The sequence below is a fragment of the Paenibacillus sp. WG02 genome (genome assembly GCF_055396115.1).
Map to the genome: position 1 here is coordinate 7,901,428 of NZ_AP036016.1, position 23,788 is coordinate 7,925,215.

The following is a 23,788-nucleotide window of genomic DNA, read 5'->3' on the forward strand; positions in this document are numbered from 1 at the left end:
CAAATTACCCCTTTACGGACCCGATTAATGCGCCCTTCTCAAAGTATTTCTGAATGAACGGATACACGATGATAATCGGCAGAGCTCCTATAAGAATGACAGCATATCTCAGCGATTCTAGTACAACCTTATGGCCGCTTGCAGTTGAAGACTCCACGATATCACCGACTTGACCGACGATAACCATATTCCGAATGATAAGCTGGAGAGGATGCATACTTGCATCTCTTAGAAAAATAAGCGCAGTGGTAAAAGAATTCCAGATTTCAACCGCATAGAACAGCCCGATCGTCATTAATACCGGTTTCGATAAAGGGATGACGATATGTGACAATATACCAAAGTCCGATAATCCGTCAATTCTGCCGGACTCCTCAATTTCTTTCGGGAGTCCTTGAAAAAAAGTACGCATAATGATCAAGTTATACGTATTGATTGCATTGGGAAGCACCATTGCCCAGATCGTATTCATTAAACCGTATTCACGGGCAACGAGATAGAAAGGTATCAATCCTCCGTTAAACATGATCGTGAACACAATGAGCAGCATAATTGGTTTTCCAAACAAAAGCGATTTTCGCGACAAGGAATAGGCGCCTGTCACTGTCATCAGCAGCGATATGGCCGTTCCCAACACCACATAGATTAGCGTGTTTTTATAGCCGACCCACAAGCGGTTATCGCTTATCACCGCTTTGATTGTGTCTATTTGAAACCCTTTCGGCCAAAGACCGACTTCATTTCTGACCACGTGCTCCGGCGAACTTATCGCCACTGACGCCATATGGATGAAGGGAAACAGCGCTGTAAACGCGACGATCCCCAGCAGCAGAACGTTAACAATATCGAACACGCCTATACGCCTATACAATTCTCTTCCTCCTTACCATAAGCTGGTTTCCCCTACTCTTCGGGCGATCCGGTTCGTCGAATAGACGAATAGAAATGCGACGACGCCCATTGCCAAATGGATGGCGGTAGCATAACTAAAGCTCCCTTGAATGATGCCCATCCGGTATACATAAGTCGAGATGATATCCGACGTTTCGAAGGTAGCCGGATTGCCCAGCAGGAACGCTTTGTCGAAGGCTAGTTCGAGGACTGACCCAATCTGCAGGATGAAGATAATAACCATCGCCGGCACAAGAGAGGGCAGCGTTACATGCACCATTTTATTCCATCTACCTGCTCCGTCGATTTCGGCTGCTTCATACAAATGAGGATCAACTGAGGCCAAGGCAGCCAAATAAATGATGGTACCAAACCCAGCCGATTGCCATATATCCGAGCTGACGTAGATGGTCCGAAACCATTCAGGTTTCTGGAGAAAGTTGATAGGCTCAAATCCAAGTGATTGGATGAAGCCATTAATCCAACCGGTGCTCGGTGACAGCAGCATGATCATGATGCTGGAAACGACAACGGTCGACAAAAAATACGGCATGTAGCTAACCGATTGCACGAATCGTTTATATTTTTTAAAGCGCATTTCATTGAACAGCACGGCCAGAATAATCGGCGCCGGGAACCCGAATAGCAACCTGTAGATCCCTAGTAGAACTGTGTTTTTAATGATTACATTTGCGTCAGGATTGGCGAGAAACATCCGGTAATACTTAAGCCCCACCCATTCGCTTGCCCACACGCCTTTGAACAAATTATAGTCCTTGAAGGACACGATGATTCCAAACATCGGCACATATCTAAACAAAATATAGTAGAGCAATGCCGGAGCGAGCAGCAGAAAGTAAATACGGTCCCGCATGAATCTCTTGATGATTGTTTGATTCAAAGCCTCGTCTCCTCCTTAAGATTCTGCTGGGCAATACGTTACATGCGACGCATTGCCCAGCAGGTTTCCTTCATTCATTATTTACTTGCATTCGCTTTTTGTCGGTCCAATGCGGTCTGATACGTAGTGAGAAGTTTCTTCAAGTCGTATTTGTCCAGATCTTGGGTGAATTTATCCCACTCGGTCATCGGCGTATCACCCAAAATAAATTTACTTATAGACGTTGTGTAAAATTTGTACAATTGATCATTAGAAACAGCGACCGAAGCCGCTTCTTCCTGTGTCAGAACAGGCAGCCTGTTGTACGTAGGGAATCGATATTTAGGAGCTTCCTGATAGGAGAATTGCTCACTTTCTTTGACAAGGGACAGCCATGCATTAAAGTCAAACCATCCATACGTGCCCGCTGTTTGAATACCTGATTCCCGGCGTAAATCGTTGGCTTCTTTGTACAGATCCTTGAACTTCCGTTTACCCCCTTGGGTGGTATAGGTTTCGCCTTCCTTGCCCCAGCTTTGGATTTCCTTGCCTTTCTCTGAATAGATGTAATCCAGATAACGAAGGGCAGCATCAAGTTTCTGGGTCTTGGAGGCAACCGCAAATCCATATTCCTCGGTGCCGCCTCTTGGGAGATACGGCTGCGTACCGACACCAATGGGTGGTGCCATAAACTTCAGATTACCTTCTTTCAGCTGGTTGTTCATAATTTCAATCTGTCCGATAAATTGAACGGTGATGAATGATTTATTCGTTGTCATGAATTGTGTCCATGCTTTATAGTCCATCGTGAGCCAGTCAGGCGGGATTAACTTTTCTTTATTGAATTTATTTAAATTCTCAATCATTGTTTTGGCTGCAGGCTGTTTCACGCCGTAGTCCATTTTCCCTGTTTTTGGATCCTGATATAAGCCGGGGTAGAATCCGAAGGATGGACCGAACGTGTCCAACGTGCCAACGCCATGGCGGAAGACGAACGGATAGCTATCTGGATACAGCCCTTTCAGTTTCTTCGATGTTTCGTAAAGCTCATCCCACGTCTTCGGTACCTGCAGATTGTGTTTTTTGAAAATATCTTCGCGGTAAAACCACACCATTTGGCTGCCCGCACCCGCTCCGTCGTTAATGATGCTGTAAATTTCTCCGTTCGGCATCGTAATCCGCTCGCGGATTTCCGGGTTCGCCTTTAGGTAGGCTTTCACATTAGGCATTTTATCCAGATGCTTAGATAAATCCAAGAACGCCCCCTGCGGTCCAAACTTCTGAACTTCTCCCGGGAAGACGGATAATACATCCGGCATGTCTCCCGATGAAACGGAAAGCGACAGCGACTCAGGACCTGACGCCAATTCCTGCTTTACGGTAATATTCGTCTCTTCCTTCACCCACTTCCATACGCCCCAATCCGGTTTGGGCGGCCATGACGTCGAATTTTCCGTAAATACACGGATCGTAGCCGGTTCCGGTAGCTTGGCTGATGGGGAAGAAGGTGAAGCCGTACTTGGTTGATTGTCTTTTGTTACCGATTTCGTATCGGTATTGCTGCTGCACCCCGTGACAATCAGAATGGAAGATAAGATCATGGTGATGGCAAAACTGCTTTTCTTTACATGTTTCATTTGGTAACCCCTTTCTGTATGCCAATTCAATTTATATGTTTGACTCCATCATCATAAGTAAAGGCAGCTGCTAGGTAAATAAATGAATGCCATGAAAACATCAACTTTATTCGGTTACATGAAAAAAAGTTTAACTTCCTGAAAAACGTTTCCTATCAAACAGGCAGTGGATCTGCCTAGGACGTCATGTTATTAGGGCAATGAGGGCTTCTCAACACATCCTCCTTGCCAAACTTGGAGACGAAACTAACTACGAATCGGGATGCTCGCTGTTTTCACGCCGACTTCCCGGCTTTCCGCCGACGCCATCATCATCAAGCTTCAAGCTCTTGGTTCCTTCATACACCGTAGAAGTAACCGAGGTAATATGCGATGCTTGCGCGGGCACGGTGGGCTGCCAGCCCACTGGGAACCCATTCTGAATGTCCTCAAATCCGCCGTTCGTTAGCATCTCTTGGTTGGACGGCTCTGCTCCGAAGGCAGTCTGATTCACGAAAGCGCTTGTAATCAAACTAACGAATAGGAGCATAACTAGCATTAATGAAATTCTTCTTTTTACCACAACACAGACCAATAACTTACACCTCTTCCAGGATTAGATTCCCAACTTGAATCTGCTTTGGTACGTTGCTCTCCCCCCCATCTATCCTTTTAAGATTCTGCAAAAAATGTAGTGAAACAGCAGGAGCTAGCACTTCCTGTGCTGTCACCATCATAAAAAAGTCCCACCTGTCCGTAAATTAACGAAAGCCAATGCGCCTTCAACTTTCTTCGGAAAACGGAAGATAATATCACGTTTCATGAAAATGTTTAAAAAAAGAAGAAAGCTCTGCGGGTGCAAAGCTTTCTCTAGGAAGGGATATTTGAGTTTTTGCGGAATTCAGTTGGCGTGACGCCGGTATATTTTTTGAACATCCGATTAAACGAAGTATTATTTCGATAACCGACCGCTTCTGCAACATCGTGAATTTTCAACCGATTTTTTTCCAGAAGATCCGTAGCCTTGTTAATCCTGATTTCATTGATATAGTCCACGATATTCATGCCGGTTTTTTCTTTAAAATACGAGGATAAATAGCCGCCGCTCAAATTCAGCTTTTGTGCCAGTACATCCAAATACAAGTCTTCGGCGTAATGCTCGTTTACGTAATCCATAACGAAGCAGGTGACCGGATCTTTCTGCTCGGCTCGTTGTTTCCTCTCCCTGACTGCTTTGGCGGCAAACGTCACCCCTTCCTGCAGCAGCTTCTCCACTTCGAGGATGGTGACACACTGCTGAATCTTTTCGTTTATAAGTTGCAACGCGGCTTGCATTCCGTCGTCCTCGACCCCATCCAATATGAAGGAGACTTCATTTTTAACTTTACTCAGCAGCATTTCGGCAAAGCCAGTTAACGATTCAGCCGTTAGCTCATTTCTATCCCATTTTGCATAAAACCGCGCCATAAACGCTTCCAATTGCTCGACGTTGCCTTCTCGCAGATTCACACTGAATTCTTTTTCCTGATTGGTTGTAAATCCGCTAAGTTGCCGTGACACATGCCCTGCTGTAACAATTTGTACTTCGTCAATCAGCTTGCGCTTGCCAAGCACTCCTTGAGCCTCCTGATAGGCATCTGCAATATGCTTCGAATGACTGAAAAGCGAGGTAACGGCCATGGTTATGTTTCCGTAATCGCTATCTTGTCCAAAAGTTGCTTTCATCCTTTCAAGCAAATCCTCCAGATCACCCATTTGCTCAATGAACACAAGACTCAGAATCTGATTTTGTTCGATTTGGAAAGTCATTGAATCTGGAAATACCTGGTTCATCTCATTTTCAATAAACACTTTGATGTAATACAGCCATTTCTGGAAGGACACATGCTCCCAAGCATAATTCTTCTTGCCCACCACATGAGAAAGAACAAAAACAAAATTTTTCTCTGTAAAATCAAGTATGACCGCAGCTGCTTCGTTATGTCGAATCGCTTTCAGATGGTTGAACAGCGCTAGCTGTTGATCTGTTTTTTGCTTATCGTAAAGTTGAGAGCTAATGATATCGAACTCTCTTATATTCGACCGGAATGGTCTGCCTTTTTGAGTTGATCTAATCACCTTTTGTAACGGATTGTTAATGCGTGCGGCGATGAGGAACGCAGCGATAACGCTCAACGTGATCGAGAGCACTAATATGGCGACAAGTGAAAGATTCAGACGCGTTTGCGAAGCAATTTTTTCTACCGGAACACGGTGAACGTAGGTAAATCCGCTCACTTTGCCAGTTGCATGGAAATAATATTTGCCGTTTACAATTAGTTCTTTGTTATCATTCTTCTGCAAATCACTTAAACTTATAAATGATTCCTGCTCCCCACGATTAAACATGGTTTGCCCTTGATCATTATACATAATAAAGTCATCGCTCGGAGCTACGCGAAATGCCTTGAACATTTTATCCGCATTGAGAAAAACAACGATCATCAAACCGCTGTTCCCCTTGGCTTTATATATAATCGGGATCAACTCGCCATTTGATTCCCTGTGTCCAAAGCTCTCATTGTAGAAACCGGCAGAAGGTAAAATTCGGCTGCTGTAGTTTTCGTCGAATTGCTGCCGCCAGAAATTCAGCGGATATTCCTTGCTGACTTGGAAGACATTGAACATCGTTTGCGCGTCGGTACTCGTGCCTTTCTCCAGAATAAGTTCATCGTGCTTTGTATACAAGACGATATTTTCGATGAATAAATAGGAATTGGACACCCATGAATTGATCTCCCTTTGCAGAATGGGATAATTAATATATTGGGGAGTATATTGAAAACGTTGGACTTCTTCGCTGTAGAGATACAAGTGCATTTGTTTATTGACCATTTCAATATGCTTCTCGTAACTCTCCATCGTACTATTGAGCATGAGGGTGTTGTATTGAACAATTTCCTTCCGGACGTTCAGCTTAGAGACAGAAATGGAATAGATCGTGAGGGAGACAAGTATCAGTATGATACACAAAAATCCTGCGACAAGCCGCAGGAATAAAGAGTTAGATCGGTTTCGGATATAGACAAGTATAGGTAGAAATTTACTCATAAGATCCCTCCTTTACTATCGATCCGTTCGTGTAATCTACTCACTGCTTCCTATTAGTTCCAATTAAAACAAACGACGTCACTTTTGTAAAGCATTAAACAAAATGTACAAATGAAATTAATCATAGTTCTTTTGCTAGAGATTCGCAGAGCTTTTCCACTGCTGCTGTGGGAGCTATCCAGTGAATCACACGCCTTAGTCAATTGCTCTGCCCAAGCGCACAAGAGGCTCACCCAACTCATCTCTTAGATGAGTTGGGTGAGCCTCTTCAATAACCTACTTCGTTACATTTACAATCATCTTCTCGCTAGATGTGGCTCCAGCATAGTTAATGAGCTCAGCACTCCGCAGGGATGTATGATTCACCTTTTCGGAACAATCAAGGTGATTGTCGTCCCTTTTTCCATTTCAGAATGAATAGTGATTTGACCGCCAATGCTCTTGGCTCTTTCCTCCATACTGAACAGCCCCACTCCTTTGGAGCCACCACTGCGAACAAAACCTTTTCCCCGATCTTCGATGCGTACTTCAACAAACGATTCTTTATCATGAACGAACACGTTAGCTTCTGATACATCGGCATATTTGGCCACGTTGGTAAGAGCCTCCTGTATAACGCGGTATATGGTCGTTTCCTCCAACGCTCCCAATCGCTTACGCAAATTGCTATCCAATAAGACCCGTATACCGTAATGCCCCGTGTAATTTTCTATATAGGTTCGAATGGCCGGCACTACACCCAAATCATCCAGAACAGACGGACGGATTTCCCACGCCAAATTACGAACTTCTTCAATGATTCCGGAAACCACATGCCGAAGCCCGGATATTTCAGACTTTTCACTTTCCCCGATCACTCTATCCATCTGAATCAACAGGGAAAACAGACTCTGTCCGATACCGTCATGCAGCTCACGAGAAAATTTTCTTCGTTCTTCCTCCTGAATTTGCATCACCTGCGACATCATAAGCTGCAGTTCCTCTTCGACACGCTTTAATTGCGTCACTTCGTTACGAATCGCAAGATACTGGTAGGGTTGTCCTTGCTCATCTACGAATGGCACAATCGTCGTATCTACCCAGTAGAATCCGCCACTTTTTGCTTTATTTTTGATCTCTCCGCGCCACACCTTGCCAGAGGAGATCGTTTGCCACAAGAGGGTCATGAAGTCCTTCCGATGATAGCCCGAGTTAATAATCCGGTGGTCTTGCCCGAGAAGCTCAGCACGTGTATATTGGGAGATTTCGCAAAACTTATCGTTGACGTATTGAATTCTCCCTTTATGATCCGTCACGGCAACAATGGAAGATTCATCTAGAGCGAACTTTACATTGGACAACTGCTTGAGAGACTGTTTCAAATCAGCTTGAAACAAAGAGTCAGTAATATACTCATCCATGTGGGCTATAAGCTCGGTTACATTTTCACCAATCACTTCCGGATACTCCCTGTTTTCATCCTTACTCAAAATTCAACAATCCTTTCTTCACCGCAAACTTGACCAACTCTGGTCTCGTTTTGAGCCCTAGCTTCTCCATTACGTTGCTTTTATGCGATTCAACCGTTTTTACGCTAATAATCAACTGTTCGGCAATCTCTTTATTGGAAAATCCTTTGGCAATCAGAGACAGAACTTCCTTCTCACGTTCCGAAAGGGATTCGTAAGGACCTATATTTTCTCCATGCTTCAAGCGTTCTATATATTCACTCATCAGCCTTTTGGTTGCTGTAGGATACAAATAGGCGTTTCCTGATGCAACGGAGCGGATAGCTGTCAACAGCTCCTCATGCGGAGCGCTTTTCAATATATACCCTGAGGCGCCGGCGTGAATCGCCCTAAACAGGTATTCGTCATCGTCATGCATGGTCAGAACCAGCACCGCCAAATCCGGCATCAGACGCTTCAATTCTGTTGTTGCTGTAAGTCCATCCATGCCATGGGGCATGTTCAAATCCATTAATACGACATCCGGCTTCAGCAATTGGGCTGCTTGAATACCTTCTTGTCCATCGGCAGCCTCTCCGATAACTTCCATGCTGTGCTTACCATTCAGCAGGCTCATTAATCCCGACCTGACTACGGCATGATCATCAACTACCAGAATTTTCGGCATACCCATCCTCCAATAAATCGGCTAGAACTACCCTATCATTACTCCTATTGTATTACTAATAACAAATAAAATGAATTCCAATAATGGAACTCATTTTGCTATTTCCCCTGTATTCTCCTTCAGATACCAAGCCAGCGTAGGAAGACCTTCCTGAACGACAAGGAGCTCGGCCTCCGTATATCTGGGCTGTGTTCTTTTGCCAATGAACAGCAAGCCTTTTATCAAGAGATTATCGGAATCCGTTAAAATTGGAAATACAGCTGCTGTCTGCAATTGCTCGGCAAGTAGGACAGGACAACTTCGTCGCACTTGATCGGAGTCAGGATGCGAGTCATCGAGCTTCACCCATCTGCCTAGGCGCAGGACGGAACCCGCTAATCCTTGGCCTGATTTAATCACCATTTGCTGATAGCGCTCATTCCTGCTGCCTGAAGCATACTTCCAACGAATGCGCTCGGCTTTGTCATGCAATGGCGCCAGTGCGATAAAATCGCTTGACGTTAGGCTTCGCAAACGCTCCAGCTCTTCTATGATGTTTGCATCCCCATGAGCCATATAGGCCACCTCCATTTCCTTACGCACCAGAGCCGATTTATTTTAATTAACATTGTAGACGTTTCCACTCATCTTGTATGTCAGGGAAAACCCTGATTTCGCAATCAGGACATTGCGCGAATTCACCTGCAAATTACCTCAGGAGTCATCAGGAAAGTAAGGGATTAACTTGTGATTTATCTCACACCATATAGGGAGTTTTCCCCCAAAAGATCAGCAGAACTCCCGATAAACAAAACCATCTGAACCCGTTAAGATAGAGATAACAAAGAAACGTTGAGGAGTTGGTACAGATGGCTGTTAAAGGTATTTTCGCCTTTTTTTCCGAAGAAAATTTCCATAAATTACAAAGCATTATGTATGTGAAACATGCGGAGAAAGGTGATTATCTGTTCTGGGAAGGTGATGTCGCGGATAAATTGTACTACGTAATGAAAGGCGGAGTGCGTATCACCAAGCTGTCGGAAACGGGTAAAAGCTTTATCCTATCTCTGCATCAGACTGGTGATTTGTTCGGTCAGATCGATCCCTTTCAGAACTCTGTACAAAGCTATAGTGCAGAAGTAACAGAAGATTGTGAGATCGGGGTCATTCAACGAAAAGACCTCGAAGTCTTACTTTGGCAGCATGGGGATTTGGCCATCGAGTTTATGAAATGGATGGGGCTTATGCACCGCATGACCGAAACGAAGTTCCGTGATTTGATGATGTACGGAAAACCAGGCGCACTCTGTTCGTTACTTATCAGACTTAGTAATTCGTATGGCGTTCCAAACGGTGAACATACGCTGATCAATTACAAGATCAATCATACAGAAATGGCCGATATGATAGGAGCTACACGGGAAAGTGTCAATCGGATGTTGAGTGATATGAAGAAGGAAGATGCGCTTGAGATTCAAAATGGCCATATCGTGATTAAGGATTTAACCTATCTCCGCGATGTATGCCACTGCGAAAACTGTCCGAAAGAGATTTGCCGCATGTAGCATTCCGATTGAAATGGTCCATTTAACTAGGAAAAGAAGGATTCAAGGTCCGTAAGCACTTTCTCCGTTAAAGGAATTACGAGCTGTTCTTCCATCGTAAAGTGATCATTTAAGATTAAACAGGCCTGTATGAGATGTGCCGCAGCCTCAATCAGCTGTTTTTTGATGACAATTGGCGTTAAATCGATGATGGTTTCATTGAAGGTCTGGATAAATGAAATCGCCAGCTGGTGATCCTTTTCCAGTACCCAAAAGGAGGGAGTGATCGATGGAGCCGATTGTCGATGAAAATAGTCAAGCAGAAAGGGAAACAACTCCTGGTCCTCCCATTCCGCGTGGCGCTCCAGTGCCTCCACAAAATCAGCGGTTTGCTGCCTTAGTTGCTGCAAGACCTGAACGCCCTCCGCAGGATCATCCAGCAGGCTCACTTCCTTAGCGCTATGTTCGAGAGCCTTTAGCTGCTGTCTTAATTGGTTATGCTCTTCCTTCAGACGATCCGTGGCAAAATCAAGTTCATCTGGGTTGGATGAGGCTATTCCCAACATACAGGTTATTGAAAGTGGTGCCATATTCATCCCTCCAACATACGTCTTTTGCTTCTATCTCTAGTATAAATGCTTTGCCGATTATCGCTGTGAGAAACATCACATCTACGTTTTCAAGACTCTGCTATATTTTTGGAAAGTACTTATTGGAAGAAATCATCACAGAAAAAGGCAGAATGGGGACTGACGAAGATGAAGAAATTTAAATTGAGCATAGTCAAGAAAATGGTACTTGGCATCACGTTAGTATCCACTGTAACCTATGGGACAAGTGCTTTTTTTATTTTTACCCTGCAAGGTTTATTTAAAGATTACATGCCGGATTGGCTGTTCATCTGGATCACCCTTTCTTTGGGTATATTCTGGACAGGATTTCTGGGATGGATTGCGGCAAAATGGTTCATTAAACCCCTACTTCAGCTTACAGACGCAGCTAATGAAGCTTCCGCAGGGAATTTGCAAATTACGATTACTCCAAGTAAATCGGATGATGAATTAAGAGCACTCAGCCTTTCTTTCTCGCTGATGATCGGAAATTTAAGAGAAATCATTGATGGAATTTCAGTCAACTTCATAGGAACCGATATGCATGTGGATGAATTGAGATCAGCGATTGGACATGCAGCAGCTCATGTGGAACTGATAACAACGACGATTGAAGACATCTCCCATGGAGCTGAACAGCAATCGAAATCCTCCGAAACCATGTTTATGTCCGTCGAACAAATCATGAGAACCACGGATGCGATTAATAAAGAAGCCCATGAAGCCCGGCATTTAACGACACAAATGATTATTACCATTAAGGATAGTGCAAGAGTGATTCAGTCTTTAGTTAATGGGATGCAAAGCCTTGCAATTTCTAATCAAGAATCTATACATACCGTGCGGCTTCTGGAAAGCAATGCGAAGCAAATCAGCGATATTTCGAGCGTTGTTGGTGAATTCGCCAATCAAACGCATTTATTAGCCTTGAACGCTTCCATTGAGGCCGCGAGAGCCGGCGAACACGGCAAAGGCTTTGCCGTAGTGGCGGGTGAAGTGAAGAAACTTGCCGAACAAAGTTCGCAGGCGGTTCATGACATTAACCAGCTTATCGATCAAATTCAGTCTGAGGTCAAGAATGTCGTCTTCAAAATTACACAACAATTCGAAATGGTTAATAAAGAAGCCGCGAATGGGGAGACAACCGCTTCAGCGCTTCAAAGTATTGTCGGTGAAGCTAATCAGGTCGATCAACTCGTGGATCATATTGCATCCATGGTCGCAAGCCAAGCTGATCAAGTACAGCTCACTTTAAATGAAGCTCGAGATGTCACCGACATTGCTGCCAAAATCTCTTTAGGCGCGAAAGGCGTATTCGCTTCAACACAGGAACAGACGGCCGTGATGGAGGAAATCGCTGCATCCTCCGATGTATTGAGAGATCAATCCGCAAGTTTAAAGAAACAAATTGAAATCTTCAAAGTGAGATGAAATCGGTCTCTGTCCTTGGAAATAGCCTTCCTACATGCACTGCTGAAGCATGTAGGAAGGCTTTTAATCGTATGCTTGATCAACCTTCGTCAGCCATCAAATAACCGGTTATGCCGTCCGTCGATTCATTCATCCAATCAAGCTCTAGATGGAAGTGTCTTAAATCGGAATCAATCGTCGCCGCATATGCTAACTTGAGTTCCCGGATGAATGTATCCCTATTCTCTGTTGAATGAGTGATGTTGTAAAAAGTGCAACAATTGCTGCCCAAATCTCGCCTCTCTCCCTTCGTTGTTGCATCTTGTACAACAATTTGGTCCTAAACAGGCCATTTCGTAAGAAATGGGCCCAAAATGTTGTACAAACTGCAACTTCAAGTTGCAAAATAGCCCTTCAGCGTGTGAATTGTTGTAGGAAATACAACATTGGTAACCATCTATCCAAAGATAAGCTCGTCACCCGAAAAAGGATTCAATCCTTTCAGGAGGCAGCGGTCGACTTAACCAAAATCCTTGTATAGAATCACACTGGAGATCCTTGAGAAAAGCCAACTGATCTTCCGTTTCCACGCCCTCGGCAATCACTCGGAGCCCCAAACCGTGAGCCATATCAATCATAGCCTTGGCAATCGATGCGTTCCCTCGATCCATCTCAATACCCTGAACGAAGCATTTATCAATTTTCAATGTATCAATGGGATACTTTTTCAAATAACTTAAAGCGGAATGTCCCTTGCCAAAATCATCAATGGCTAACTCCAACCCGATCTCTTTAAAATCATGCAGAACCGTCAGTACCGACTCAATTTGGTGTATGCTGATGTTTTCCGTAATTTCGAAGCAAAGATAACTCGGATCCAGCTCCGTTTCCTTCAATATTTGCTTGACCGTTTCAATCAAATTCTTATTCTTGAACTGTCGGGGCGACAGATTGATGGCACATTTCAAGGGAGGATAGCCTGCGGATTGCCAGGCCTTGTTCTGCTCACAAACCTTGCGCAGCACCCATTCTCCGATTTCGACAATTTGTCCATTTTCTTCTACGATCTGAATAAATTCATTCGGCGAAACCATTCCCATCTCGGGATGCTGCCAGCGAAGCAAGGCTTCTATGCCGTTGATCCTGCCCGTTCGAATGTCCATTTGCGGCTGGTACACAATTCTTAATTGATCTTTCTCCATTGCTTTTCGCAGCCCGTTTTCCAGTTTCATTTTCCGGTAGAAGGTTGCGTTCATATTTGAAGTGTACAGCTGATAATTGTTGGACTGTTCCTTGGCTCGATACATGGCCGAATCGGCTTGTTTGATCAAGGTTTCACTATCTTCTCCATGCAAGGGATAAATGCTGATTCCAATGCTGGCCGTTATAAACAGCTCCTGTTCGGCTAGGAAGAAAGGTTGAGCCAGCTCTTCCAGTATTTTCTGCGCTACAAGAAGCGCATCTTCGGTTTCATCAATGTAGGGTAGAATGACCGTAAATTCATCGCCGCCCAGTCGTGATACCGTATCGCTGGTTCGAACGCAGCTCTCCAGCCGTTTGCTGGCGTTCTGGAGCAGTTGATCTCCAACTGCATGTCCCAATGTATCGTTAATCAGTTTGAAATGGTCGAGATCAATAAACATCAGGGCAGCCCAGTGGCCCTGCCGATTGGCCTGCGTGATGGCATGACTCAGTCGGTCATGAAATAAAAATCGATTCGGGAGCCCGGTCAATACATCGTAATGAGCCAAATATTTTAAGTTCTCTTCCGACAGTTTACGTTCTGTAATATCCGTGAAAACCCCGACATAATTGGAGATTTTGCCATTCTCATTCCTAACGGTATTAATCGTCAGCCATTCCGGGTAGATTTCCCCATTCTTTCGCTTATTCCAGACCTCGCCCTGCCAGCTGCCTCTTTCATGAATCGATGCCCACATTTGAATATAAAATTCGGCATCCTGCACGCCAGAATGCAGCATGCGCGGGGTTCGACCTAAAGCCTCAGCTTCCGTAAAGCCAGTTGTTTCGGAAAATGCCGGATTGACTGATAATATCGTTCCTTTCGTATCCGTAATCATAATCCCTTCACTCGCTGTTTCGAAGACTCTGGCGTGCAGCTGCAGTTTCTTCTCAGACTTCTTGCGCTCCGTTATATCCATGAAAATGCCTACATAATTGGTTATTTTGCCCCGCTTATCCCTCACTGCACTTATCGTCAGCCATTCGAGATACAGCTCCCCATTCTTCCGTCGGTTCCAGATCTCGCCCTTCCAACCACCCGTTTCATGAATCGTTGCCCACATATGAATATAAAACTCAGGTTTTTGTTTACCGGAGTACAAAATACGCGGCGTTTGACCCACCACTTCTTCCTCCGTATAGCCGGTTGTCGTTGTAAACGCAGGATTGACCGAAAGGATAATACCTCCAGAATCTGTAATCATGATGGATTCCATAACTTTGTTAAAAACACGTGCATAAAGCCGCAGCTTATCTTTCATGTATGCTATCACCTCCAGGTCAGCGACTTGTTTCACATGTAAATATGGCTAAATCAGGGGTGAATCTCAAAAACATTCGTTAAACGAGTCAGCTCGAACAGTTCTTTGACATCACCCTGTAGACCTTGAATGACCACCCCTCCGCCGCTAAGATGAGCTTTCTTCTGAAGCGCAACCAGTACGCCAAGTCCGGAACTATCGATATAATCCACATGACATAAATGAAAAACAAATTGCTTACATCCCTTGTCCAAATAGGGAAACAGCTTCTCCCTTATGATCGTTGCTTCATCCACATAAATTTTGCCCCTAGGCGTTACATTCACCTGTCCGTCGAACACTCGAACATCTAGAAACATTGTTACCCCTCCAGGTCCCTATTTTCCAGCCTCACTTCATTGTGAAAAAGCACCAGCTTTACTTCACATAAAGTTCGGTGCTTCTCTCCTTTTACCAAGTGACAAATCCTTTGGAACCGACGCCTGGATGCATAATCATATCCATTAACGGTACTGTATAAGCAATCAATATCAGCGCCACCGACAAGCTAATCCACACACTCCAACGATCCAAGTAGGCCGGAGTCGCTTCTGCTTGTTCCATCGCTTCGCCGATTGGATACTCTGTCACACCTTTTGGCGCCCGAAGCAGGGCGAAGACATTGTACACCATCAACAATACGCCAATGAATAATATTGTGCCGCCAATAGCCATGAATACATAGTAGGGCATCCAGCCTGCCGCATCCACGTTTCCCTCATAGGTCGTGAATGCCGTTCTTCGAGGTGCACCGAATAGTCCGACGAGATGCATCGCACCTGACATAAAGAACATGCCCACACACCAAATGATCGTTTGAATAATCCCAAGCTTGTTCATGCGCTTAGTCAGCACACGGCCCGTTACGGCTGGAAGCAGCCAGTACGTAATTCCGAAGAACGTGAGCGCTACACTCGTCGCAACGGTCAAATGAAAGTGCCCTGTTACCCATAACGTATTATGAACCACTGCATTCATTTGATTACTTGCATTGATTAATCCGCCTGCGCCAGCTGGAATAAAGATCAGCATACCCAGGAATGGCGCGAAGAATCGCACATCTTTCCATGGCATGACTTTTATCCAACCGAACAGACCTGTAGCTCCTTTGGCACGACCATTGATCTCAAAAGTTGCAAATAAAGAGAAAGCGGTCATCAGTGACGGAACGACCACCATGAAGGTCAAGACTACCTGCAGGTACTTCCAGAATGAGCTAATGCCCGGCTCCATCAATTGATGATGAAAGCCAACAGGAATGGAAAATAACAGGAGGAGGACAAAGGATAATCTGGCGAGAGCGTCACTGTAGATTTTGCCTCCGATAATTTTCGGAATAATGACATACCAGCACATGTACGCAGGCATTAACCAGAAATACACGAGCGGATGGCCGAAGTACCAGAACAGGGTACGGCTGAGCATTACGTTAATCGTTTCCACCCATCCGAAAGACCATGGAATGAGCTGAATCAGCACCTCGGCAGCAACCCCAATGGTAGCAATTTGCCACATAAGGAACGTGATGACCGCCATGAATGCAAACAACGGAGAGATCTTGCCTTGATGCGTCTTTTTCCAATACTTCAGTTGATAGAAGATGCCCCACCCGCTAATCCAGCTCCCTACCACCAATAGGGCTAATCCGATGTAAAAGTAAGGCGAAGCTTTCATGGGCGCATAGAACGTATACAAGACGCTCGCTTTTCCTGTCAAAACCATTGCTACCCCGAGGGCTGTTCCCACCGTCATGAAAGCAAATCCAAGCCATCCCATGCGATGAACAATCGGAAGCAGCTTTCCACCTAACGTGTATGAAATACCTGAGTATAGAAAGCCTATAATGAAATAGGTCGTAAATACGATCGCCATTAATACGCCATGCGCAGTCAGCAGTTCATAATAACCGATGCCGTACGGCAGCTTGACCGTCCCGCTCTTCACTAATGTTTGCAGCAGCCCCGCGATCCCTCCGATGAGCAGTGCAACGAAAGCCACGATGATGTGTGCAACGACCAGCTTCCCGTCTTTGAGATCGAATTTATTTTCAAACAATTCCAACTGCCCTTTCTTCATGCAGACTTCCACCCTTCTGTGCTTCTTCCCGTCATTTCACGATAATCGTCGTTTTCATATATTCATGCGCTCCACCGCAATATTCGTTGCACAAAATTAGGTACTCGCCTGGTTTCGTAAACGTATGCGTCACTTGGCTGATTTCGCCTGGAACTATCATCATATTTACGTTCGTCCCTGGTATTTCGAAGCCGTGAACGACATCCTGGCTCGTGACTACGAACTTAATCGTTGCACCAACAGGAACTTCCATCTTGTCTGGGGCATATCCGAATGTAAAAGCGGTCATCACCGCTTCGTATTCTTTTTCTCCGGTCTTATACAATCCTGGTTTGTCAAAAGGGGCAGTCTCTGTTACTTTCGCAGGATCAATCCGATGATGGTGCTCACTTGGCGGTTTTACCCCCATGGCAAACGCAGAAACACCCAAAACGCCAAGGAATACGAACAGCATGCTGATGCCAATCGTTAGCCAAATTTTCTCAAGTTTATGAATATGCATGGCTTAAACCACCCTTTTCTAATCGTAAAATGAACTACTGTCTGTATAGAAATAATAGAAATACGGCGACCCAGGTTATGGCCAAAAAAGCTCCAAGCAGCATGACCGAGGCAAATGTGCCTTTCAATACGGGTTCTTGCTCCGCCTTGTTTATTCTCATTTGTTCGGGCTGCTCATTGCTTAACTTTCTAATACTCATATCAGACCCACCTCCAATTTAAAATCTAGCTATCCTCATTCTAGGAGCATTCTCCAGGGGTCACTATGATTTATGTCACATTCCGTATATGAAAAAAGGGTACAATTCCTTAAATCCCCGTCTTCACGGTGTTTTTGAAAGCCTCATAATCTTCCAAGGTCTTGATACTCGAAATGAACTTCAGATCGACACCATTCTTCTGCAAATATTCGTCTCCTAACTCACTCCAGAAAATATGTCCAAGTAAAGCAGAAACCCGAGTTTCGCCTTTTTTGAGCAGAGGAAGAATCTTAGTCTTGCATTCTCGATCATAAATCCCATGTAGGGGAATTAATCTACCCGATACAAGAGGAATGACAGCCTCAATCCCTTCCCGCTTGCTGTTCCACAAAAGTTCGGCGGCTTTGTACGAAATAAAGGGCATATCACAACCAACAACCCAGACCGATGAATGCTTCGCTAACGACAATCCCGCATGCATGCCCCCAAGCGGTCCATAGCCAGTGTGAAAATCCGTAATGATCCGTACCGAACGATCCAGAATTGGAAGAAACGATTTGGGATCGTTGGTTACGACAATGATTTCATCACACAATATCCTCATCCGATCCACTTGGCGAACAATAAGAGGCTGTCCACCAAATGGAAGTAATGCTTTCAGTTCCCCATTCATTCGACGGTTTGCTCCACCAGCCAAAATGACGCCTGTAAGCATCACCATCACTCTCCCTCTATCCCGTTTTGTAGTGAGAAAAAAACACCTACTCTTCTTCAGCGAACTGAGTCAAAGAGTAGGTTCTTTTCGCATATATGAACATCCTTTGTAAATTACCCGCTCCAAAGTTCCCATTTATTTATATTTTGGCTTCAAATGGAGTCTATCGATTAATTTATCAAACCATTTGTGAAGATAAGGAAGGATCAGATGATCGACGCCGAACTTGCCTGCGTTAGCGCCTGCGGCGATGATAAAGAATCCAAGAAGCACTAACCATGGATTGCTGCTAACCGTTCCAGCGAACATATACATAAAGTTCATTAATAATCCAAAGAATATGGCTGTAGTCGTCAGTGCGCCAAGAATCAGACCCAAACCAACTAACAATTCTCCCCAAGGAACTATCGTATTGAAGATGCCCACATTGGGGAGGGCAAAGCTTTTTAAGAAAGCTACATAATTCGCGTAAACCATATCCGTAGTTCCCGATTCAAGGACTGGTTTCGCAATTGCGCCTTTCAGATAACCCGCTGCGTCAAATGGCTTTGCCCCGGCGATTTTATGCCATCCCGCTGTCATCCACTGCCAACCCACATACAAACGAATAATCGTCAACATCATCGCCGCGTAACGATTTCCTCTTAACCATTTCATCATTTGAACCATCTCCTTTTGTTCTTTTCTGTCTTCATTATATTTCGAAAAAACATTCTGGTATGTGAGATAGATCACACCAACTAAAAATTGACAAAAGCGATAAGATTCTACATCTTAATAGGTATGGAGATATTATTTCAAAGGACTTATGGTGGCTTTGTGAGGGGAGCAGCGATTTATGGCACGCAAACGTTATAGCAATATGGATCCCGCCGCGAAAGTGAAAACCTGGAAGGAAATTCGTCGATGGCAGCAAGAACGGAAAGGGAAAGTCAAGGATCTCACTTTTCGTATCGGCCAAGCGGAGCATAAGCAGCAAGAACTGCTCATGAATAACCGCAGCGAAACAACGATCACTTGGATTGGACATTCGACTTTCCTGCTGCAGATGGCGGGCTTGACGATCATTACGGATCCGGTCTGGGCGGCCGGATGGGCCTTGCCCGCAGACTGGAGGCGCCAGGGCTTACACTCGATGAAATACCGCCGGTTGATGTCGTTTTGCTGTCTCATTCGCATTTCGATCACCTGCACGTCGGATCATTGCGCAAGCTGAAAGGAACGCCTGTCGCCCTAGTACCAGAAGGACTCGGCATGAAGGTGAGGCGACTTGGGCTGAGTACGGTCCACGAGCTGCCTTGGTGGGGGAAGATGACGGTCGGGCCGTTGGAGTTTCATTTCGTTCCAGCGCAGCACTGGACTCGGCGCACATTGACGGATACGAACAGCTCGCTTTGGGGAGGCTGGTTGATCAAGCGATCAGATGAGCATTCAGTAGACGGCGCGGAGAAGAACAGTGCCATTTATTTTGCGGGAGACAGCGGATATTTCCCAGGCTTCCGCGACATCGGAGCGAAGTTTCCGGGTATACGCTATGCACTCATGCCAATCGGCGCTTACGAGCCAGAGTGGTTTATGGGTATGCAGCACGTTACACCGGAGGAGGCGATTCAGGCATTCCTCGATGTTGGCGCCGAGACGTTCATACCGATGCATTATGGCGCTTTCCGGCTAGCCGATGATACGCCGCAGGAAGCACTTGACCGGTTGTTGGCCGATTGGCAGCGAAGGGAGCTCGACTCCAGTCGTCTTAAACTGCTGAAACACGGGGAAACACTGGTGGACTGACGGACAAAGCAATAAAGCTGCCATGGACTAAGCCCATGGCAGCTTTTGCTTTCTGATCCTTCATTCAATCGCACCGGTATGTCTCAATGTGAAATTTACGCGAACGTTGATTTTTGCTTCTCTAAACATGGGGTGCCACTTTACTTTGGTTAGCTTTGAGTCTCTTGTATGACTCCGATAAACCTCACCGAACCCGACAGCATCAGATTCATTCGATTGCAAACTCGCGATGAATCTTTCTATTTCCTCCTTCAGTTTTTTCCCAATTTCTTTCTCTAAGGCCGATATCGCCTCGGGCGTATCTAAAGAATAAGGAGTCGAAATTTCTTGAAGATCCCCTTGCATGGACACCGACACCATAAATTCTGGTACTTTCGAGTCAAGAAGCTTAATTTTACTGCTGCTTTTCGCAGTGGTGAACACAATTTTAACCTCTTTATCTGGATGCTTCATGTACTTCGCTAAAGGTTCGGCGCCTGCTACGAGTTCGAAATTTCCCTCCTTCTGCGTATTGAGTAGTACTTTGAGCAGAAATCCTTGCCGCGGCAAAGCTTCGTGAACCATGCGATCATCATGAAACAAAGCCAGTCCTTTGATATAAACCTCATTGCCCCTTCGTTTGAGCAACGGAACGACGGGATCTTTGCCTTCACTATAATAATCACGAAGAAAATCTTGGAGTGTTGGGGAAGGAAGCTCCTCTCTCTCCGAATTTTGTCTTAAATTTTCATAGAGATACATGCCAATATTCGATATTTCCCGATAGCGATGCGTTAAAATATGTGAAGCTTTCTCATCGCTAACGCAAAGGTAAATCATATCGCCGAGCGTTGGGTCACGGGACAAGGTATCAACCATATCGATGATCCCTTTGGAGGCGAGCTTTTTGCCATACATGACGACCCTCACCTGCCCGCCAACCAAATATTTGCTAAGTTCTCGATTCGAAGAAATGCGCGATCCTTTACTGGTGTAAGCCGTGCTGGCTACAACCTGCGTCTTTTCTTTGGCGCTCGGATCGATTTTTTGCAAGACCGATGTTGTAAGAATACGTTCTTTCTCAAGAGAGTCATATCCGATAATAATGCTAAGCGCCAAATTCTCTAATATGAATGGTTTGACACATCCCGAGAACAAAACGACTGTGCCGAGCAATAGAGATAGACAAAGCGGTCTTCTCACGCATTTCACTCCCCGAGAGTAATCTTATCGATTAACGGTTCTTTTTTTAATGGCATGTACGGTTTTCACCAACAGAAAAAGAAGGGGTGGATAAAGAAAGATCACATAAATCGACACGGAGTTCAAGATAGAGTTCATTTTATATATTTGTCCGTGTTTTTGGAACAGAAAGGAGCATGCGAACAGAATGACACAGAATACGGCTAACGTCCGTTTTTGATTTTGCTGAAAAACACGCTTCATTCCACGTAGGATGACCCATGTGAATAACATTAAATTGCAAACTAGGATAAGCATCCAGAGCGGAATCGCAATGTATTCGAATCGTTCCAGAAACGGAAATCGGATGATTTTCAAAAAGCTAAAAGTAGCCCAAATCGTTTTTGGCATCTGATTTTGACTATAATAGACGATTGAAATAACCATGACGAACAAATAAAACAGGTTGCTAAGAAGAACGCCTATTTGAGCGTAACGATGAATGTTTTGTTGATCTCGAATGAACGGATAAAGAAAGTAAATAACCTCGAACCCAGCAAGCGTCAGCGGCATCTTACTCGCACCTTGTAACACCCGGGAAGGCGTGGCTTCCATAATCGGAAGTAAAAAACTCCACTGAGCATGCTTTATCGCCGCATAAAAAAATAGCGTGGTCAGGATCCAACATCCAAAACCAAACAGGCACATGCCAATAATTACTCGAATTCCACCAGTCATACCATAAGCAATTAGCGTAATGAGAAGCAGCATGAGGAGCCAAATCGGGAAATCAGGAAATATCCACGACTGAACAGTTTCAATATACGTACGGGAGATTGTCAAGACGTAGAACGCGAAATACGTCATAAACAGGAGGCTAAGAATCCGCCCTACCCATTTTCCGAATAGCGCATAATGAATTCCGAACAAGTCCGCAGAATCATAATGCGCTAGCGTGCGAATCATCAACCAAATGGAAAGATGTGCGGCTAAACCGGCCACAACGACCGAAATCCAAGCATCATGACCCGCTGATTTAAAAATAACTCGCTGGAATCCGAGCACGCCCACCCCCAATTGGGCTTTACTAATTATAAAAACAAGTAGGAACGCTTGAAACATTAAACCTTTCCTCGGTTTATCCGAGATCTCCATTTTGGTCATCACCCGTCTACTCGTCGATGTCTTTTTTCTGCTTCGCTTGATTCTTATTGAATCTCTGCTTATTCGGCGTGCGCGTATAGGTAGAACGAGCGGAGAGAAATGGAAAAGGAAGTCGAATGACCGTATCTATCAAATCCCTCCATCGCGGAGGAAAGATCGGATGCATATACGGATGTCCAAGACTCGTTTGACGTAATAGATGCATGAGTAATAAACAAATCGTGAACACAATGCCGATCCCACCCCAAATGCCCGCAGCAATAATCATCGGAAAACGAACAAATCGGATACTAATGCCCATTAAGTATATGGGTGTGGTAAAGGAAGACAGAGCAGCCAAGGCGACAATCATAATTAAGATGTTGCTCGTAAAGCCGGCCTGAACCGCCGCTTGTCCGATAACAATACCTCCCACGATGCCCATCGTTTGTCCAACCTTGGTCGGTAGTCTAGCCCCGGCTTCACGTAGAAGCTCGATCGTAATTTCTAGAAATAACGATTCAAACAAAGGTGGAAACGGCACTTTGGAACGCGACTGGGCTAGCGGAACGAGCAGACTAGGAGGAATGATCTCATAATGAAACGTTAAGGCAGCCACATATGCTGGGGTCAGCAAGATGGAGATGAAGATGGCCAAGAACCTCAATCCTCTTATGAACATCGCAATATTCCAATGCAGATAGTGATCTTCCGGTGATTTGAAAAAATCAAGGAATGTACTCGGTCCTACAATTGCAAAATTGCTGCCATTAACAAGCAGGACGACTTTACCCTCCAATAAGCTAAAGCTAACACGATCGGGTCGTTCGGTTAAAATCATTTGAGGAAAAATCGACAAAGAATTATCTTCAATAAGCTGTACCAGAAGGGTGCTCGCGATGACGCCGTCTATCTCTAATTCCGAAATACGTTGACGCAGCGTATTGACCGTTTGCTCTTCTGCGACATCTTTCAAGTAAAGCAATTGCACCTGAGTTCTTGTTTTTTCACCAATTTCAAAGGATTCATTACACAGGTCTTCATGAGCAATATAGCTGCGAACGATACCCAGATTCGTTTCCAATGATTCGGTGAATCCGATTTGAGGCCCGATCACATTCGTTTCGATTTCGGCTATGGATGGAGATCGTTTTGGCTGTTTAGATGTATTGACCAGAATGGCATCTGAATGTCCAACTTTATATACCACTGTCCAACCGCGCAGCAGCAAGATAATGACTTGCTCCATTTCACAAGTAAGGTCGGTCTGGCCAATAGGGATTGATTGAGCAAGTCCCTCCATCGAGAATGGTTCTAGCCGGATTTGCTGTAGGGAGCTGAGTAGTTGATTGTTAACGAGACTTGCGTCAACTAAATCACAGAAATAAATGAGATTAAGGTCATCATTCGCATGTTTGACGATAAGGTCCGAGCAATTATGGAGCAGACTTTTCAACGATTCTTCGAAAAGATCAACGGAATCCGGTAAATCCATACTTATCACCTTTAACCATAGTATCCATTT

22 protein-coding genes and 1 pseudogene are annotated in these 23,788 nt (G+C 44.8%); 3 read left to right on the forward strand and 20 right to left on the reverse strand.

Translation table 11 applies throughout. The features are described from left to right. Window positions 1-4 precede the first annotated feature (4 nt). From ACBP55_RS35610 to ACBP55_RS35645, 8 genes are all read right to left on the reverse strand, one after another. The gene (locus tag ACBP55_RS35610) at window positions 5-871 is read right to left on the reverse strand and encodes a carbohydrate ABC transporter permease (RefSeq protein WP_464648364.1); all 867 of its coding nucleotides are present in this window, start codon (window positions 869-871) and stop codon (window positions 5-7) included. Window positions 872-883: 12 nt separating this feature from the next. Beyond that, window positions 884-1,792 (reverse strand): ABC transporter permease, encoded by a 909-nt coding sequence (locus tag ACBP55_RS35615; protein ID WP_464648365.1) that lies wholly within the window; start codon window positions 1,790-1,792, stop codon window positions 884-886. Window positions 1,793-1,869: 77 nt separating this feature from the next. Next, window positions 1,870-3,408, reverse strand: coding sequence for an extracellular solute-binding protein (locus ACBP55_RS35620; RefSeq protein ID WP_464648366.1), 1,539 nt, complete (start codon window positions 3,406-3,408; stop codon window positions 1,870-1,872). A 250-nt stretch (window positions 3,409-3,658) separates the two neighbouring features. Continuing rightward, window positions 3,659-3,946, reverse strand: a complete 288-nt coding sequence (locus ACBP55_RS35625) for a hypothetical protein (protein ID WP_464648367.1) — start codon at window positions 3,944-3,946, stop codon at window positions 3,659-3,661. 311 nt (window positions 3,947-4,257) lie between these two features. After that, window positions 4,258-6,477: a helix-turn-helix domain-containing protein gene (locus ACBP55_RS35630; RefSeq protein ID WP_464648368.1), complete on the reverse strand. Its 2,220-nt coding sequence runs from the start codon at window positions 6,475-6,477 to the stop codon at window positions 4,258-4,260. 362 nt (window positions 6,478-6,839) lie between these two features. Continuing rightward, window positions 6,840-7,946: a PAS domain-containing sensor histidine kinase gene (locus ACBP55_RS35635; protein ID WP_464648369.1), complete on the reverse strand. Its 1,107-nt coding sequence runs from the start codon at window positions 7,944-7,946 to the stop codon at window positions 6,840-6,842. After that, window positions 7,939-8,592 (reverse strand): response regulator transcription factor, encoded by a 654-nt coding sequence (locus ACBP55_RS35640; RefSeq protein WP_029195708.1) that lies wholly within the window; start codon window positions 8,590-8,592, stop codon window positions 7,939-7,941. Before ACBP55_RS35640 ends, ACBP55_RS35635 begins: the two co-directional genes overlap by 8 nt. 90 nt (window positions 8,593-8,682) lie before the next feature. Further along, window positions 8,683-9,147, reverse strand: a complete 465-nt coding sequence (locus tag ACBP55_RS35645; protein ID WP_464648370.1) for a GAF domain-containing protein — start codon at window positions 9,145-9,147, stop codon at window positions 8,683-8,685. Between the two features lie 293 nt (window positions 9,148-9,440). Here ACBP55_RS35645 and ACBP55_RS35650 point away from each other — a divergent pair, with 293 nt between their 5' ends. Continuing rightward, entirely contained in the window at window positions 9,441-10,136 is a 696-nt protein-coding gene (locus ACBP55_RS35650; RefSeq protein WP_464648371.1) for a Crp/Fnr family transcriptional regulator, read from the forward strand. A 26-nt stretch (window positions 10,137-10,162) separates the two neighbouring features. Here ACBP55_RS35650 and ACBP55_RS35655 read toward each other — a convergent pair whose 3' ends face one another. Beyond that, window positions 10,163-10,705, reverse strand: coding sequence for a hemerythrin domain-containing protein (locus ACBP55_RS35655; RefSeq protein WP_261303017.1), 543 nt, complete (start codon window positions 10,703-10,705; stop codon window positions 10,163-10,165). Window positions 10,706-10,873: 168 nt separating this feature from the next. Here ACBP55_RS35655 and ACBP55_RS35660 point away from each other — a divergent pair, with 168 nt between their 5' ends. After that, entirely contained in the window at window positions 10,874-12,157 is a 1,284-nt protein-coding gene (locus tag ACBP55_RS35660; RefSeq protein WP_464648372.1) for a methyl-accepting chemotaxis protein, read from the forward strand. 79 nt (window positions 12,158-12,236) lie between these two features. Here the strand turns inward: ACBP55_RS35660 and ACBP55_RS35665 are convergent, their stop codons facing one another. The 8 genes from ACBP55_RS35665 to ACBP55_RS35700 all read right to left on the reverse strand — a co-directional run bounded on the left by ACBP55_RS35665 (window position 12,237) and on the right by ACBP55_RS35700 (window position 18,831). After that, window positions 12,237-12,428 carry a hypothetical protein gene (locus tag ACBP55_RS35665; protein WP_464648373.1) on the reverse strand — a complete coding sequence of 64 codons (192 nt, stop codon included), beginning with the start codon at window positions 12,426-12,428 and terminating at the stop codon, window positions 12,237-12,239. A gap of 184 nt (window positions 12,429-12,612) precedes the next feature. After that, window positions 12,613-14,640: a putative bifunctional diguanylate cyclase/phosphodiesterase gene (locus tag ACBP55_RS35670; RefSeq protein ID WP_464648374.1), complete on the reverse strand. Its 2,028-nt coding sequence runs from the start codon at window positions 14,638-14,640 to the stop codon at window positions 12,613-12,615. A 53-nt stretch (window positions 14,641-14,693) separates the two neighbouring features. Continuing rightward, window positions 14,694-14,999: an STAS domain-containing protein gene (locus ACBP55_RS35675; RefSeq protein WP_464648375.1), complete on the reverse strand. Its 306-nt coding sequence runs from the start codon at window positions 14,997-14,999 to the stop codon at window positions 14,694-14,696. A 91-nt stretch (window positions 15,000-15,090) separates the two neighbouring features. Next, on the reverse strand, window positions 15,091-16,755 hold the full coding sequence (locus ACBP55_RS35680; RefSeq protein WP_464648376.1) for a cbb3-type cytochrome c oxidase subunit I: 1,665 nt from the start codon (window positions 16,753-16,755) through the stop codon (window positions 15,091-15,093). Window positions 16,756-16,786: 31 nt separating this feature from the next. Beyond that, a complete protein-coding gene (locus ACBP55_RS35685; protein ID WP_464648377.1) occupies window positions 16,787-17,257 on the reverse strand; it encodes a cytochrome c oxidase subunit II in 471 nt (156 codons plus the stop codon). A 34-nt stretch (window positions 17,258-17,291) separates the two neighbouring features. After that, window positions 17,292-17,456, reverse strand: coding sequence for a cytochrome c oxidase subunit 2A (locus tag ACBP55_RS35690; protein WP_464648378.1), 165 nt, complete (start codon window positions 17,454-17,456; stop codon window positions 17,292-17,294). A gap of 109 nt (window positions 17,457-17,565) precedes the next feature. Next, entirely contained in the window at window positions 17,566-18,177 is a 612-nt protein-coding gene (mobA, locus tag ACBP55_RS35695; protein WP_464648379.1) for a molybdenum cofactor guanylyltransferase, read from the reverse strand. A gap of 129 nt (window positions 18,178-18,306) precedes the next feature. Beyond that, a complete protein-coding gene (locus tag ACBP55_RS35700; protein WP_173191135.1) occupies window positions 18,307-18,831 on the reverse strand; it encodes a DoxX family membrane protein in 525 nt (174 codons plus the stop codon). Between the two features lie 178 nt (window positions 18,832-19,009). On the opposite strand from ACBP55_RS35700, the pseudogene ACBP55_RS35705 reads away from it, so the two are divergent. Beyond that, window positions 19,010-19,959, forward strand: a pseudogene (locus ACBP55_RS35705) (MBL fold metallo-hydrolase). 60 nt (window positions 19,960-20,019) lie between these two features. Here the strand turns inward: ACBP55_RS35705 and ACBP55_RS35710 are convergent. From ACBP55_RS35710 to ACBP55_RS35720, 3 genes are read right to left on the reverse strand one after another with little or no spacing between them, the layout of a single operon-like run. After that, the gene (locus ACBP55_RS35710; protein ID WP_464648380.1) at window positions 20,020-21,141 is read right to left on the reverse strand and encodes a Ger(x)C family spore germination protein; all 1,122 of its coding nucleotides are present in this window, start codon (window positions 21,139-21,141) and stop codon (window positions 20,020-20,022) included. Between the two features lie 24 nt (window positions 21,142-21,165). Next, a complete protein-coding gene (locus ACBP55_RS35715; protein ID WP_464648381.1) occupies window positions 21,166-22,284 on the reverse strand; it encodes a GerAB/ArcD/ProY family transporter in 1,119 nt (372 codons plus the stop codon). Between the two features lie 7 nt (window positions 22,285-22,291). Then, entirely contained in the window at window positions 22,292-23,758 is a 1,467-nt protein-coding gene (locus ACBP55_RS35720) for a spore germination protein (protein ID WP_464648382.1), read from the reverse strand. Window positions 23,759-23,788 lie beyond the last annotated feature (30 nt).

What these genes read in the sequence shown, in the direction of transcription:
- ACBP55_RS35720 (WP_464648382.1), bottom strand. Translation starts at nt 23,758, where the DNA reads ATGGATTTACCGGATTCCGTTGATCTTTTCGAAGAATCGTTGAAAAGT.
- ACBP55_RS35620 (WP_464648366.1), bottom strand. Translation starts at nt 3,408, where the DNA reads ATGAAACATGTAAAGAAAAGCAGTTTTGCCATCACCATGATCTTATCT.
- ACBP55_RS35680 (WP_464648376.1), bottom strand. Translation starts at nt 16,755, where the DNA reads ATGAAGAAAGGGCAGTTGGAATTGTTTGAAAATAAATTCGATCTCAAA.
- ACBP55_RS35675 (WP_464648375.1), bottom strand. Translation starts at nt 14,999, where the DNA reads ATGTTTCTAGATGTTCGAGTGTTCGACGGACAGGTGAATGTAACGCCT.
- ACBP55_RS35645 (WP_464648370.1), bottom strand. Translation starts at nt 9,147, where the DNA reads ATGGCTCATGGGGATGCAAACATCATAGAAGAGCTGGAGCGTTTGCGA.
- ACBP55_RS35660 (WP_464648372.1), top strand. Translation starts at nt 10,874, where the DNA reads ATGAAGAAATTTAAATTGAGCATAGTCAAGAAAATGGTACTTGGCATC.
- ACBP55_RS35700 (WP_173191135.1), bottom strand. Translation starts at nt 18,831, where the DNA reads ATGATGAAATGGTTAAGAGGAAATCGTTACGCGGCGATGATGTTGACG.
- ACBP55_RS35630 (WP_464648368.1), bottom strand. Translation starts at nt 6,477, where the DNA reads ATGAGTAAATTTCTACCTATACTTGTCTATATCCGAAACCGATCTAAC.
- ACBP55_RS35650 (WP_464648371.1), top strand. Translation starts at nt 9,441, where the DNA reads ATGGCTGTTAAAGGTATTTTCGCCTTTTTTTCCGAAGAAAATTTCCAT.
- ACBP55_RS35625 (WP_464648367.1), bottom strand. Translation starts at nt 3,946, where the DNA reads ATGCTAGTTATGCTCCTATTCGTTAGTTTGATTACAAGCGCTTTCGTG.
- ACBP55_RS35640 (WP_029195708.1), bottom strand. Translation starts at nt 8,592, where the DNA reads ATGCCGAAAATTCTGGTAGTTGATGATCATGCCGTAGTCAGGTCGGGA.
- ACBP55_RS35685 (WP_464648377.1), bottom strand. Translation starts at nt 17,257, where the DNA reads ATGCATATTCATAAACTTGAGAAAATTTGGCTAACGATTGGCATCAGC.
- ACBP55_RS35670 (WP_464648374.1), bottom strand. Translation starts at nt 14,640, where the DNA reads ATGAAAGATAAGCTGCGGCTTTATGCACGTGTTTTTAACAAAGTTATG.
- ACBP55_RS35655 (WP_261303017.1), bottom strand. Translation starts at nt 10,705, where the DNA reads ATGGCACCACTTTCAATAACCTGTATGTTGGGAATAGCCTCATCCAAC.
- ACBP55_RS35690 (WP_464648378.1), bottom strand. Translation starts at nt 17,456, where the DNA reads ATGAGTATTAGAAAGTTAAGCAATGAGCAGCCCGAACAAATGAGAATA.
- ACBP55_RS35715 (WP_464648381.1), bottom strand. Translation starts at nt 22,284, where the DNA reads ATGACCAAAATGGAGATCTCGGATAAACCGAGGAAAGGTTTAATGTTT.
- mobA (WP_464648379.1), bottom strand. Translation starts at nt 18,177, where the DNA reads ATGGTGATGCTTACAGGCGTCATTTTGGCTGGTGGAGCAAACCGTCGA.